Consider the following 13,514-nt stretch of genomic DNA (forward strand, 5'->3'; position numbering starts at 1 on the left):
TCGGCACCCGGTTTCGCACCGGGCGGACCGGCCGGTGCGGAGCCGCAGCCGACGTCAGCGGAGCTCGGAGCCCTCCGTGCTCTCACGCAGGACGAGACGGTGAGCCACCACGCGGTCCTGAGGTGCCTGGACACCGGAGCCCTCGGGGTCGTCCGTCCGCGGAGTCAGCGCGGCTGCTTCCTCGATGCGGTGGTTCAGGAGCTGGACGGCGACCCTGGCCACCGCCGCCTTGTCCGGCGCCACGGTGCTCAGCGTCGGGACGCTGAACCGGCCCCCCTCCACGTCGTCGAAACCGATCACCGCCACATCCTCGGGCACGCGGAGCCCGTGTTCGTGGAGCGCCCGCAACGCCCCCAGGGCGAGCTGGTCGTTGAGGCACAGCAGAGCGTCCGGGCGCAGGCCGGCATCGAGTGCCCGGGTCACCGCCCGGGCGCCGGCGGGCATTCTGAAGTCGTCCACCGCCAGGAGCGCGTCCGGGTGGTGGGTGAGTCCCTCCTCGGCCAGGGCCGCGAGGTAGCCACGCGTGCGGGCCTCCGCGGTCCCGAGGCCGGGGGCCTCGTGTCCACCGACCGCGAGGATGTTCCGGCGCCCGAGGGCGATCAGATGCTCGGTGGCCTGACGCGCGGCCTTCTCGTTGTCGATGGCGACATGGTCGGCCCCTTCCTCCAGCAGCTCCCCGAGCAGCACGGTCGGCGGAACACCGGCCCGCTGACGCAGGTCGTCCGCGGTGAGGGCGAGCGGGCTGAGGATGATCCCGTCCACGAAGTCGGAGCCGAAGCCGGCGAGTGCGGCCAGCTCGTGCTCGCGGTCCGCTCCGCTCTGATGGATCAGCACCGTGAGGGAGAGCTGCTCCGCCTCGCGGATCACGTGCCGGGCGAGCTCCGCGAAGTAAGGGACGTCCAGCTCCGGAACGACGAGGGCGATGATGCCGGTGCGCCCCTTCCGCAGATGTCGGCCCGCCAGGTTCACCCGGTACCCGAGGTGCTCGATGGACTCGCGGACCACGCGCCGGGTGCGTTCGGAGACGTGGACGTAGTCGTTGATCACGTTGGAGACCGTCTTCTCCGACACCCCCGCGTGCCGTGCGACGTCCTTGATCCTGGGCCGTGCCACGGCCGACCTCCCTGCCATCGAACGCTGCCGATTCTATGTCCCCGCGTTCCGGGGGCCGTCGGAGGCGTCGGACACGGTACGAGGCGCGCTCCGCAGGTCTCGAACACCCGTACCGCTCGAACTCTTTACAGCCAATGTACATCGATGTAAAAACATGTGACCGCACCGTTTCAGCCAGTGCGGCCACCCACCTGTCGTGTGCGGTGGACCCGCCCGCACGGGCGGGTCCACCGCCGATCCGGCATGAGCGTCCGGCCGTCGAAAGGTCCGCGATGAGTTTTTCGTCCTCCGCCCACGAGGCGTCGGCCGTGCCCGGCTCCGGCCCGGCACCCGGGATCGGCCGCCGCCGGTTCCTGCGTCACGGAACAGCCGGGGCGGGCGCACTGCTCGCCATGGGCCCACTGGCCGGGTGCTCCTCCCCGGCCTCCGCCTCCGATGCCTCGGCGCTCAGCGTCTGGGACCTGTTCCAGGGCGGTGACGGCATGCTGATGAACGACATGATCAAGGCCGTCTCCCAGGGCCCCGAGGGCTTCCGGATCGACCGCACGATCCTCGACTGGGGGCCGTCGTACTACACGAAGCTCGCCATGTCCGCCGCGGGCGGACGCGCCTCCGACGTGGCGGTCCTGCACCTGTCCCGGCTTGCCGGCTACGCGCCGGGCGGACTGCTGGACCCCTTCGACCTCGATCTGCTGGCCGAGTTCGGCGTCACCGAGAAGGACTTCACACCGGCGGTCTGGTCCCGCACGAAACATCAGGGGCGCGTCTACGCCATCCCTCTGGACGTCCACCCGTTCATCGTCTTCTACGACCGGAAGGCCGCGGGCGAGGCCGGCCTCCTCGACCCCAAGGGCGAACTCGCCCCCATGGGTTCACCGAAGGCGCTCCTGGAGGCGGGCAAGGCCCTGGCCGACGTCACGGGGGAATCCGGCATCCTCTTCGGCCATGTCACCGACACCGCTCAGAGCTGGCGGCAGTTCGCCGCGCTCTACGCGCAGACCGGTGCGGCCTTCACCCTGCCGGACGGCGGCCCGGCCGAGATCGACACCGACGCGGCGGTACAGGTCGTGTCGTTCATGCAGCAGCTCTTCGACGGCAGGACGAACCCCAACAACCTGGACTACAACAGCGCGCTGGCCGGTTTCCTGGGCGGTCGCGGGGGCATGGCCATGCTCGGGGAGTGGGAGCTGCCGACGCTCCAGAAGTCCGGGATCCCGCTCGGAGCCGCGCCCTTCCCGCAGGTGTTCGGCCGGCCCGCCGTCTACACCGACTCCCACAGCTTCGTCCTGCCGCACCAGAGCAGCCCGGACCCGGCCCGCCGCAGGGAAGCGCACCGCTACGTCGCCCAGATACTCAAGCAGAGCCTGACCTGGGCGAGCGCGGGTCACATCCCGGCATACCAGCCGGTGCTCGCCGAGCCGGAGTACGCGGCGCTGAAGCCGCAGTCCTCGTACGCCGACGCCGGGAAGGTAGCGGTCCTCGATCCGCCGAACTGGTTCGCCGGGGCGGCGTCGAACTTCCAGAACCGCATGTGCCAGCCGCTCCAGTCGGCGTTGCTCGGCAACACCTCCGCCGAGAAGGCGGTGCGGCAGATGGTCCGTGAGGCGAACACGCTGCTGCGGCAGCCCAATCCGGTGGCCTGACCGAGCAGAAGGAGTTACCGACGTGACCACCACCACGCCCGTCGCCGCCCCCGCGCCCACCGGCGAACGGCCCCTCTCCCCGTCTCCCCGCCGCGGCTCCCGCCGGCGCGGCCCGGGCCTGCTCTTCGTCCTGCCCTTCGCGGTCCCCTTCGTGCTCTTCCTGGTGTGGCCCGTGGTCCAGGGCGTTTGGATGAGCCTCACCGACAGTTCTCTCGCGCTGCGCGACACGTCGTTCGTCGGGTTCGACAACTACGCCGAGGCTTTCGGGGACCCGGACGTCTGGAGCAGTCTCGGCAACACGGTCCTCTTCACCGCCCTCTCCAGCATCCCCCTGGTGCTGGTCGCTCTGGTCATGGCGCTCCTGGTGCACAGCGGGCTGGCCGGCCAGTGGGTGTGGCGGCTGTCCTTCTTCGTGCCGTACCTGCTGCCGGTGACCGTCGTGACCCTCATCTGGACCTGGCTCTACCAGCCGGACATCGGCCTCGGCAACGAACTGCTCAGGACACTCGGCTTCGAACCGGTCGGCTGGCTGTCCGACGAGGCCGTCGCGATGTGGTCGGTGGCCGCGCTCACGGTGTGGTGGACCGTCGGCTTCAACTTCCTGCTCTACCTCGCCGCTCTGCAGTCCCTGCCGACGACGTACGACGAGGCCGCCGCACTCGACGGTGCCGGCGCATGGCGCCGCCTGTGGTCCGTCACCCTCCCCCAGCTGCGCAGGACCACCGTCCTGGTCTCGATGCTCCAGATCCTCGCGTCGCTCAAGGTGTTCGACCAGATCTACATCCTCACCAAGGGCGGCCCCAACGGCTCGACCCGCCCCATCCTCGAGTACGTGTACGACGTCGGGTTCACCGGTTACCGGCTGGGCTACGCCTCCGCGGTCTCCTACGTCTTCTTCGCCCTCGTGATCGTCGTCTCGCTCTTGCAGCTCCGTCTCTTCCGCCAGGAGGACTGACCGATGTCCACCACCGCAACCACCGTGCGGACCCGGCGCCGCCCACCCAGGGACTCGGCCGGATCCCCCCTGCTCCTCGGCCACGGCCGGCTGCCGCGCGTCCTGGCCGGTACCGCGCTCACCGTGCTGGCGGCCGTCTGGGTGCTGCCGTTCCTCTGGGCGGTGGCCACGTCTCTCCAGAGTGAGCAGGACGTGTCCAAGCCGGGACTGTCCCCGTTCAAGGGCGCCTTCACCCTGTCCGCCTACGAGCAGATCCTCGAACGCGGCAACGTGGTCCTCTGGGCGGCGAACAGTTTCCTGGTGGCCGGACTGGTCACCCTGATCACCGTCGCGATCTCCACCCTGGCCGCCTACGGCTTCTCGCGCGGGACGTTCCGCGGCCGCCGTGGACTGATGGCCGTGACCGTCGCAGCGGTCATGGTCCCGCCGCAACTGCTCGTCGTGCCCCTGTTCGAGCAGATGCTGATGTTCAACCTGGTGGACACCTACGCGGCGATGATCCTGCCCCAGGTCGTGGCGCCCATGATGGTGTTCATCCTGAAGCGGTTCTTCGACGGCATACCCCGGGAGCTGGAGGACGCGGCCCGGCTCGACGGCGCGTCCGAGGTGCGCGTCTTCCGGTCGGTCGTGCTGCCGCTCTCCCGGCCGATCGTGGCGGCCGTGTCGATCTTCGTGTTCATCGGTGCGTGGAACAACTTCCTGTGGCCGTTCATCGTCATCAACGATCCCGACCTGATGACGCTCCCGGTGGGCCTGGCCACCGTCAAGGACGCCTTCGGGATCCAGTACGCCCAGGCCATGGCATCGGCCCTGCTGGCGGCGCTGCCGCTGGTCGTGGTGTTCCTGCTCTTCCAGCGCCGCATCGTCAGCTCGGTCGCCACCACCGGGCTCGGCGGATCCTGATCCGCCCCGCACTCCCCTTTCTCCGTACCACCCCGGGGCCGGCGGTCCGCCGCCGGTCCGACGACTCACTGGAGCATGTGTGCCCACTCACTCCGTACCCCGCCCGGAGTACCCGCGACCGCAGTTCGTCCGTCGCGACTGGCTCAACCTGAACGGCCTCTGGCAGTTCGAGACCGACAGAGGCGACAGCGGTCTCGAGCGTGGTCTCCTCACCCGTGAGCTGGACGGGGAGATCCTCGTCCCCTTCCCGCCGGAGTCCGAGCTGTCAGGGATCGGCGACACCGACTTCCTGGAGGCCGTCTGGTACCGACGGGTTCTCCAGCTGCCGGCCGCGTGGGCGGGACGCCGGGTCCTGCTGCACTTCGGGGCCGTCGACCACGACACGACCGTCTGGGCGAACGGCACCGAGGTCGCACGTCATCGCGGCGGCTTCACCCCGTTCTCCGCCGATCTCGGCGACATCGCCGGTTCCGGGGAGGACGTGGTCGTCACCGTCCGGGCCCGCGACCCCCGCTCGGGCCCGCAGGCACGTGGCAAGCAGGCGATCAAGTACGCCAACCACGACTGCAACTACACGCGTGTGACCGGCATCTGGCAGACCGTCTGGCTGGAGCCCGTCCATGAGGTGCATCTGAGGCGTCCGCGCATCACCCCTGACCTGGCCGGTTCCGCATTCCACCTGGAACTCCCGCTGTCCGGAATCCTTCCGGGCCACCGCGTGCGGGCCGTCCTGAGCGACGGGGACGGAGAGGTGTGCCGGGCCGAGGCACGTGCCGACCTCGACCTCGCGCCCCGCCTCCACCTCCCGGTCCCGGAGGAGCGGCGGCGCGAGTGGGGTCCGGACGACCCGCACCTGTACGCCCTCCGGCTCGAACTCACCGACGAGCGGGGCGAGGTGCTCGACTCGGTGGAGAGTTACGCCGGGCTGCGCGCCGTCGGCGTACGGGGCAAGGCGGTCACTCTCAACGGGCGCCCGCTCTTCCAGCGGCTCGTCCTCGACCAGGGCTGGTATCCGGACGGGCTGATGACCGCGCCGACCGACGAGGCGCTGGTCCGCGACATCGAACTCGCGATGGAGGCGGGCTTCAACGGGGCCCGGCTCCACCAGAAGGTCTTCGAGGAGCGCTTCCTGTACCACGCGGACCGCCTCGGTTATCTGGTCTGGGGCGAGTTCGGCGACTGGGGCTGCGAGACGGGCGGTTCGTCGGGGAACAACCAGCAGCCCGACGCCTCCTACGTCAGCCAGTGGCTGGAGGCCGTGGAACGCGACTACTCGCACCCCTCGATCGTCGGCTGGTGCCCGCTCAACGAGACGTACCAGAAGCTGCACGACCGAATCACCGGGCTCGACGACGTCACCCGGGCCATGTTCCTCGCCACCAAGGCGCTGGACACCACCCGTCCCGTGATCGACGCGTCCGGCTACGCCCACCGGGTCGCGGAGACCGACATCTACGACGCACACAACTACGAGCAGGATCCGGAGGCCTTCCGGCAGCTGATGGCCGGTCTGGCCAAGGGCGAGCCGTTCGTCAACGCCTACGAGAACGGGGCCGCCTACTCGCAGCCCTACCGGGGGCAGCCCTACTTCGTCAGTGAGTTCGGCGGCATCTGGTGGAACCCTGAGGCCGCGGCCGAGCTGTCCGGCGAGGACCGCACCGTCTCCTGGGGTTACGGCGAGCGGGTGCGCAACGAGGAGGAGTTCCACGAGCGCTTCAGCGGCCTCACCGGCGTGCTGCTGCAGGATCCCGCGATGTTCGGCTACTGCTACACACAGCTGACCGACGTCTTCCAGGAGGAGAACGGCGTCTACCGCTTCGACCGCTCCGCCAAACTCGACGTGGAGCGTATCCGGGCAGCCCAGACACGCCCCGCCGCCATCGAGGAGCAGGACGGCCACTGACACACGGCCCGGGCCCTCGCGGCGGCGTGCACCGCGAGGGCCCGGGCGGTGCTGCTTCAGCCCGTGTAGGAGGCGAGGACCCGGGTGAAGTCCCACGGCTGCTGGGAGACTCCCGAGCAGGTGTCGGCCCCGCCGCCGGTGCAGGGCCGGTCACGGTTGACGGACCAGAAGGTGAGCCGTGCGAGGTGGCGCTGCTGTGCGTAGCCGAGGATGGTCCGGAAGTCGGCCACGGTCACGGTCTCGCCGTTGTCGGTGATGCCGTTCATCGACGAGATACCGGTGTGCCGGTAGGCCTGGTCGTCCGAGTACCCGTAGGCGTTCTTCACGGCGGTCTTGAGGCCTTCGGCCGCGCGGACGGTGAGCTGGCCCATGTTCTGGCCGGCCCCGCCGAAGTTGAACGGCATGATGGTCCAGCTGTCGACCGTGAGACCGGAGGCTGCGGCCTTCGAGATCAGGCTGGAGTCGGGACCGTTCTGTCCGGTGCCGAAGGTGACGTACACCTTGATCCCGGGGTTGTTCGCCCTGATGGTCTTCAGCGCGTCGACCGTGCGCTGCTGGACCGCGGGGCTGTCGTACGCGGCGGCCTCGATGTCGATGTCGATGGCCTTGAGCCCGTAGGCGTTGACGACCTTCTGGTACGCGGCTGCCAGCTCACCCGCGCTGGAGCAGGAGCTCTCCAGTTTGTTGCCGCTCCAGCCCCCGAAGGACGGGATGACATCTCCGCCGGCCGCGCGCACGGTGTTGATCGTCTGCTGGTCGACGCCGCCGGTCAGCGGGCGGCCGCCGTCCCACTGCGGGTTGCAGTAGCCGTTGCTGAGGACGAAGGCGAGGGTGAACCACTTGACGCCGGTCGCGTTCATGACGGTGGTGGGGCTGGGCGGGCTGCCCCAGCCGTTGTAGAGGTACGGGGCCACGGCCATGGCTCCCGGGCCGGGGGTTCCGCCGCCCGCGCTCGGCGCGGTCCACTTCTGGTTGGCGGCGCCGGTGCAGGTCCAGATCTGCAACCGCGACCCGTTGGCACTGCTCCCACCACTGACGTCCAGGCACTTGTCCGCCTGCGGATTCACGATGTCCCGCGCGGCCGGAGTCGCCCACTGCTGCGCCGCCGAACCGTTGCAGTCCCACAGCTGCACCTGCGTACCGTCCGCCGTACCACCCGACGCCACATCCAGGCACTTCCCCAACGCCCGGATCGTCCCGTCACCACCCACCGTCCACTGCTGCGCGGCCGTGCCGTTGCAGTCGTACAACTGCACCGCCGTACCGTTCGCAGCCGAACCGGCCGCCACATCCACACACTTCCCCGCCAGACCCGTGATGGGGCCGGTGGCCGTCGCGGCGCCGTTCGCGGGTGTGGCGGTCAGGCCGGTGAGCAGGGCGGCGGTCGCGGCCACCGCGCTCAGCAGGCCCCGTACCCCGGGTCTCGCCATGGGCCTCGTCTTCATCGGGTCACCGTCCACTTCTGGTTGGCGGCGCCGGTGCAGGTCCAGATCTGCAACCGCGACCCGTTGGCACTGCTCCCACCACTGACGTCCAGGCACTTGTCCGCCTGCGGATTCACGATGTCCCGCGCGGCCGGAGTCGCCCACTGCTGCGCCGCCGAACCGTTGCAGTCCCACAACTGCACCTGCGTACCGTCCGCCGTACCACCCGACGCCACATCCAGGCACTTCCCCAACGCCCGGATCGTCCCGTCACCACCCACCGTCCACTGCTGCGCGGCCGTGCCGTTGCAGTCGTACAACTGCACCGCCGTACCGTTCGCAGCCGAACCGGCCGCCACATCCACACACTTCCCCGCCAGACCCGTGATGGGTCCTCCGCCGCCGCCCGGCTGGCCGCTGTCGGAGCTGACCCGGACGTAGTCGACGAGGAGCTGCTGCGGGAAGGACGTGCTCGCGTCGGGGTCGCCGGGCCAATAACCGCCGACCGCCAGGTTGAGGATCACGAAGAACGGCTTGTCGAAGACCCACTGCCGTCCGCCGAGGTCGGCGGGGGTGCGCCGCTGGTAGACGGTGCCGTCGACGGTCCACGTGATGGAGTTCGGACTCCAGTCGACGGCGAAGGTGTGGAAGGCGTCGGCGAACGTCTGTCCGCCGGGCAGGCTGTAGCCGGCGCCTATACCTCCGCTGCCGGAGTAGCCGGGGCCGTGCAGGGTGCCGTGGACGGTGCCGGGTTCGAAGCCGACGTTCTCCATGATGTCGATCTCACCGCTGTTGGGCCAGCCCACCTGGCCGATGTCGTTGCCGAGCATCCAGAAGGCGGGCCATATGCCCTGCCCGCGCGGAATCTTCATCCGGGCCTCCACCCGGCCGTACGTGGTGGTGAACTTGCCGGCCGTGTTCAGCCGGGCGGAGGTGTACTCGCACCGCCCGTACCAGCACTGGTAGTTGCCGGGGTTCTCCTTGCGGGCGGTGATGACGAGGTTGCCCTGGCCGTCGAGGGCGGCGTTGTTGCTGCCCGCCGTGTAGTACTGCCGTTCGTGGTTGCTGACGTTGTCACCGGTCTCGATCTGCCACTTGGAACCGTTGACGGCGGACCCGGCCGGACCGTCGAAGTCGTCCGAGAACGTGACGGCTGCCGGCGCAGCGGCGGCGGCCGGGGTCACCGGCGCCGGTGCGCTCCGCGCCGGGACGGTGACCAGCGAGGCGAGGCCGAGCGCCATGACGAGGGACAGAACCAGACGCCGAGGCGAACGCGGGGAACTCATGCCTTCTCCCTTCGGGGAGCGTGATGGACTGACGCGCGCATGTCAGATCCGAGCGAGTCGGGCAGGCACCACATCGAACACTCCCCGTACGCCCCCGAATCGATCGGAAAGGGCGGGCGGAGGGGCGGGAGCACTTAGTTCACCCCTTGATATAAGGAGTGAACACGGAGTGTGTCAAGGGTTTGGTATAGACCGGAGATACGTACGCCGGAGCGGCTCCGGTGATCAGCACGGCAACGCCCCCGCAGTACCCGCCGCACACCGCCCTCCCGAACTATGGTGAACACCGAGCACGGACGTATGAGGAGGGACACGATCGACACCGCCGAAATGGGCCGGCCCCCGCTGGACCCCGCCAGCGTCCTGAACGCGAAGAACACCCTCTTCGAGCTCCTCGGCCGCGCGGGAGTGTTCCGGGGCGAGGCGGAAGAACTGATCGCGCTCGTGGAGGCCGGCGCCGTCGTGGACGCGCACGACGAGGCCGGGAAGGCGCAGAACGCCCCGGCCGGCTCCGAGGGGCCGCCGTACGGCGCCGGCTGGCACGACGGCGCCCGGGCGGTCGGGGACGAACTCCTCCGCGTCGCCGAGCGGGCACTCGAGCGTGCCATCGGCCCGGCATCCGGCTCGGCAGGGGGCACAGCACAGGGCCATCACCTCGTCGGACGGGTGGACGTGGAGCGCGCGAAGGTCGCGGTGACACCGCTCTACCTCGCGTTCAGCGCTACCTCGGACCTCGACCCCGAGGTGTCGGACGAGGTTCTCACCGCGGTGCTCGGCACGATGAGCGTCGTGGGCCGGGTCGGGTACGCCGGACAGCTGGAGCGGTTCACCGAGCCCCACCGGCAGCGGCTGGACCGGTTGTACGCGCGGTTCGGGCCGGGCAGCCACATCGCCGTCCACGGCCGTTACTCCCTCCTCCACTCCCCCACGAGCATCGCCGTGCTCGAACGCCTCGTCGGCGCGCCGGAGGCGCTCCGGGCCGAGTGGGAGCGCGCGGAGCTCCCGCCGGCGTGGCTGGAGGGACTCGCGACCGCTTGGCGCGCGTCGGAGGCCCCGGCCGGCTGACGCGGGGCACCCGCGTGGTCCGCAGGTGCCCCGCTGATCCGAACGAAAGGCGCTAGCTCAGCGGCTCGATGCGGATGTCACGGAACCGCACCGTGTTGCCGTGGTCCTGGAGACGGATCGCTCCGGCCGAGGGGCTCTCCGGCGCACCCGCACCGGTCGGTCCGTCGATCGCGACGTCGTCGTGGACCTTCTTGCCGTTCCACACCACCGTGACGCGCGCGTCGGCGGTCTTGCGGCCGCTGTCGTCGAAGCGCGCCGCGCGGAAGGTGATGTCGTACTTCTGCCATGTCTCCGGGGCGGTGGCCGCGTTGACGTCCGGCGCCCTCTTCTCGTAGATCGCACCGGCCTCGTTCGTGTCGAGGGTGGTGTCGCCGTACGAATCGAGGATCTGCAGCTCGTACCGGTCCTGGAGGTAGATCCCGCTGTTGCCGCGGTCCTGGCCTGTCACGTCGTCCGGCAGCAGTGGCACCCGGAACTCCAGCCGCAGCCTGAAGTCCTGGTAGGCGTCCTTGGTGCGGATGTCACCGCAGCACACCTCCATGGACTGCTCGGCGGCCTGCGGCCATTCGACCGTCCGGCCGTCCGTGTGCTGCCACTGCGCCTGGGAGGCGGTGGTCCCGTCGAAGAGGGCGACGGGAGCTCCGTGCGGGCGCACGGTGATCAGGTCGAGGTTGACATGGCCGGTGTCACCCGGGTCGAAGCGGTACGAGACGGTGTTCGGCCCCGCGTGCAGACGGACCCGCTCGGTCTGCGTCGACCAGGCGTCCCAGGTGCCGGTGGAGGCGAGTCTCGTCTGTCTCACCTTCTTCCCGTTGACGTAGAGGGAGAGTGACTTGGTGCCCTGGAAGGGGTTGGGGCCGTTGGAGTAGCGCAGGTTCACGTCGTAGTCGCCGACCTTGGGGGCTGTCACGTCGAAGGTCGTGGCGGCCTGGCCCTCGGTGGCGTAGCGGTCGACGAAGCCGCTGCCCGAGTAGCCGGTGTGGTCGGTGTGGATGCCTGCCGTACCGGTGAGCCGTGCCTCCTCGGCCTCGTACAACGTGGCCGGCGGCGGCTGTTTCCCCGGCAGGGCGTTGAGCGTGTACCAGGCCTCCGTGCTCCACAGGGTCTCGCCCGACTCGGAGGCGAAGGGGCGCGGTGAGCGGAGGTGTACGACACGGTCGGGCTTGAGTCCGTCGAGACGCAGCCGCACGGTGCGGCCGTCCTCGGAGAGGGCCGCCGAACTCACGGCGAGCTGTTCCTCGGCGATCTTCGGGCCGCCGTAGTCGGACGTGGGTGTGTAGCGCCACTGCTCCGCCTGGTAGTGCGACGTCAGCTCCGCTGCCGTGGCCTCCGACAGGGGCTGGGTGTATTCCAGGTCGAAACCGCCGGGAACCGCACGCATCTCCTTGATGTCGAAGGTGTTGCCCCCGTTCGGCGTGAGTTTCTGCAGGCCGAACTTAAGCTTCCCTTCCTGGCCCCAGTTGCCGTCGGCGCCGAGACCGCCCGTGTAAATGGCGCCGTCGGGTCCCATGGTGATGCGGTTGACGCCGGCTTCGAGCCCCTGCGTGTAGCGGAACACCGCGCCCTGGTACTGGCCCTTCACCTTCTCCAGGTAACCGCGCTGGAGCCCGCCGTAGGTGACGTCGCCGAACAGCATCTGACCGGCGAAGCGGCCCTCCGTCAGATACAGCGGCGTACTGGGAGAATTGGCGATCTCGTTCTGCGGCAGCCAGAGCACCGGCTGGGTCACGGGCTGGTTGTCGAATTTGCCCGTCGGCTGGGTGTAGTGGTTGAAGAAGCGGTCCTGCTTGATCTGGACGAGCTTCGACGCGGGCAGCCAGCCGCCCTGGTTGTCGGTGGTGAAGATGGAGTTGCCGGGGCCCCATCCGATGCCGTTCGGGGTCCGCAGCCCGCCCGCGATCGCATGGATCTTGCCCGTCTTCTTGCTGACCTTGTACGTCGTGCCGCGGCCCTGCGCCGGCTGCGGGGTGGTCGTCGCACCGCCGTAGTTGATGGCGACGGACAGGTTCACATAGAAGTAGCCGTCACGGTAGAGCAGTCCGAACGCGAACTCGTGGAAGTTCCCGCCGTACGGCCAGGTGGCGACCGTGCGGTACTCGTCGGTCACGAAGTCCTTGTCGGAGTCGACGAGTTGCGTCAGCTCGTGTTTCTGCGAGACGTACAGCGATCCGTCGACGTACTTGATGCCCATCGGCTCGCGCAGGCCCTCGGCGACCTTCGTCACCGTCACCTTGTCGCGGCTGGTGTCACCGGTGACATGGCCGAGGAGGTAGACCTCGCCGGTCACGTTCTCGGAGCCACCCCAGGTGGAGAGCGCCAGGCGGCCGTCGGGCAGCCAGTCCATTCCGGTGACCTGCGGCTCGAAGCCGTCCGGGCGCAGATCGGTGAGGTCGAGGTCGGGGCGTACGTCGGTGAGCGGCAGTCCGTCACCGGGGCTGTCCGCGCCCGATTCGCACTCCTTGCGGCCCGGCGCGGTGACCCGGACGACCCCGGCGTCGGTGCTCAGGGACTCGTTCGGAATGACGCCGAAGTCGTCCGCGCCCGGCGGCTTCCACGCGAGGGTCAGCTGCTGCTCGCCCCCGCGCTCGAAGTAGTCGACGCGGAACGGATGCGAGCCCGCGGTGAGTTGGACGGATCCGTCCTTGGGCTCGGCACCGTGCAGACCGTCGTGGTCGATGACCTCCCGGTCGTCGATGGTCAGCCGGGAGCCGTCGTCGCTGTTGAGCCGGAAGGAGTACGTTCCGTCGGCCGGGACGACCAGGTAGCCGGACGCCTCCGCCACGAAGTTGTCGGCGTAGCCACCGAAGTCGTCGGCCGTGGACCAGTCCACGGTGGGCATCAGCTTGTCGTGGTTGGGCGTCTGGCCGGGCTTCAGCGTGCACAGCTTGCTGAGTGGCACCTGGGTGTCGAAGACGCGCAGGGTGACGCCGGGTTCCTGGGGCGGGATGTCGTCGGGCGCGGCGGCGGCCGGGTGGCCGGCCCAGACGCCGCCCGCGAGGAAGGTGCCGACGAGCAGAGTGGTGAGCCGTCTTCGGGCACGTGACAACAGCCGTGGATGCATCGGTCCTCCAGCAGGGGGTGGCACTCCGGTCGGGCTGTACTGATCCGCGAATTAGCACTACGCCTACGGTGGCGCCGCCACGCTAGGGGACTTCTGCCGGGGAAGTCCATACTTTGTCATCTGCGAGTTCAAAGTTCGGCACGCGCCCCGGCGACCCCGGA

The 13,514-nt window shown here is 69.5% G+C and carries 9 protein-coding genes; 5 read left to right on the top strand and 4 right to left on the bottom strand.

Annotated features, from left to right (window positions below; all coding sequences use genetic code 11):
* Positions 1-54 precede the first annotated feature (54 nt).
* Complete coding sequence (locus OG379_RS03950; RefSeq protein WP_405659311.1) at positions 55-1,113, bottom strand: LacI family DNA-binding transcriptional regulator; 1,059 nt, start codon at positions 1,111-1,113, stop codon at positions 55-57.
* Between the two features lie 272 nt (positions 1,114-1,385).
* Between OG379_RS03950 and OG379_RS03955 the strand changes: the two genes are divergently transcribed.
* The 4 genes from OG379_RS03955 (at position 1,386) to OG379_RS03970 (ending at position 6,517) form a co-directional block, all read left to right on the top strand.
* The gene (locus tag OG379_RS03955) at positions 1,386-2,756 is read left to right on the top strand and encodes an extracellular solute-binding protein (protein ID WP_405659312.1); all 1,371 of its coding nucleotides are present in this window, start codon (positions 1,386-1,388) and stop codon (positions 2,754-2,756) included.
* 22 nt (positions 2,757-2,778) lie between these two features.
* Complete coding sequence (locus OG379_RS03960; RefSeq protein ID WP_405659315.1) at positions 2,779-3,711, top strand: carbohydrate ABC transporter permease; 933 nt, start codon at positions 2,779-2,781, stop codon at positions 3,709-3,711.
* Positions 3,712-3,714: 3 nt separating this feature from the next.
* The gene (locus tag OG379_RS03965; RefSeq protein WP_393754922.1) at positions 3,715-4,614 is read left to right on the top strand and encodes a carbohydrate ABC transporter permease; all 900 of its coding nucleotides are present in this window, start codon (positions 3,715-3,717) and stop codon (positions 4,612-4,614) included.
* Between the two features lie 79 nt (positions 4,615-4,693).
* Positions 4,694-6,517, top strand: coding sequence for a glycoside hydrolase family 2 protein (locus tag OG379_RS03970; protein ID WP_405659318.1), 1,824 nt, complete (start codon positions 4,694-4,696; stop codon positions 6,515-6,517).
* Positions 6,518-6,573: 56 nt separating this feature from the next.
* Here the strand turns inward: OG379_RS03970 and OG379_RS03975 are convergent, their stop codons facing one another.
* On the bottom strand, positions 6,574-7,962 hold the full coding sequence (locus tag OG379_RS03975; protein ID WP_405659320.1) for a lectin: 1,389 nt from the start codon (positions 7,960-7,962) through the stop codon (positions 6,574-6,576).
* The gene (locus OG379_RS03980; protein ID WP_405659323.1) at positions 7,959-9,227 is read right to left on the bottom strand and encodes a lectin; all 1,269 of its coding nucleotides are present in this window, start codon (positions 9,225-9,227) and stop codon (positions 7,959-7,961) included. Before OG379_RS03980 ends, OG379_RS03975 begins: the two co-directional genes overlap by 4 nt.
* A 300-nt stretch (positions 9,228-9,527) precedes the next feature.
* Here OG379_RS03980 and OG379_RS03985 point away from each other — a divergent pair, with 300 nt between their 5' ends.
* Complete coding sequence (locus tag OG379_RS03985; RefSeq protein WP_405659325.1) at positions 9,528-10,292, top strand: hypothetical protein; 765 nt, start codon at positions 9,528-9,530, stop codon at positions 10,290-10,292.
* Positions 10,293-10,344: 52 nt separating this feature from the next.
* Here OG379_RS03985 and OG379_RS03990 read toward each other — a convergent pair whose 3' ends face one another.
* Complete coding sequence (locus tag OG379_RS03990; RefSeq protein ID WP_405659328.1) at positions 10,345-13,353, bottom strand: family 16 glycoside hydrolase; 3,009 nt, start codon at positions 13,351-13,353, stop codon at positions 10,345-10,347.
* Positions 13,354-13,514 lie beyond the last annotated feature (161 nt).

Source organism: Streptomyces sp. NBC_01166, assembly GCF_045039765.1.
Lineage (GTDB): Bacteria > Actinomycetota > Actinomycetes > Streptomycetales > Streptomycetaceae > Streptomyces.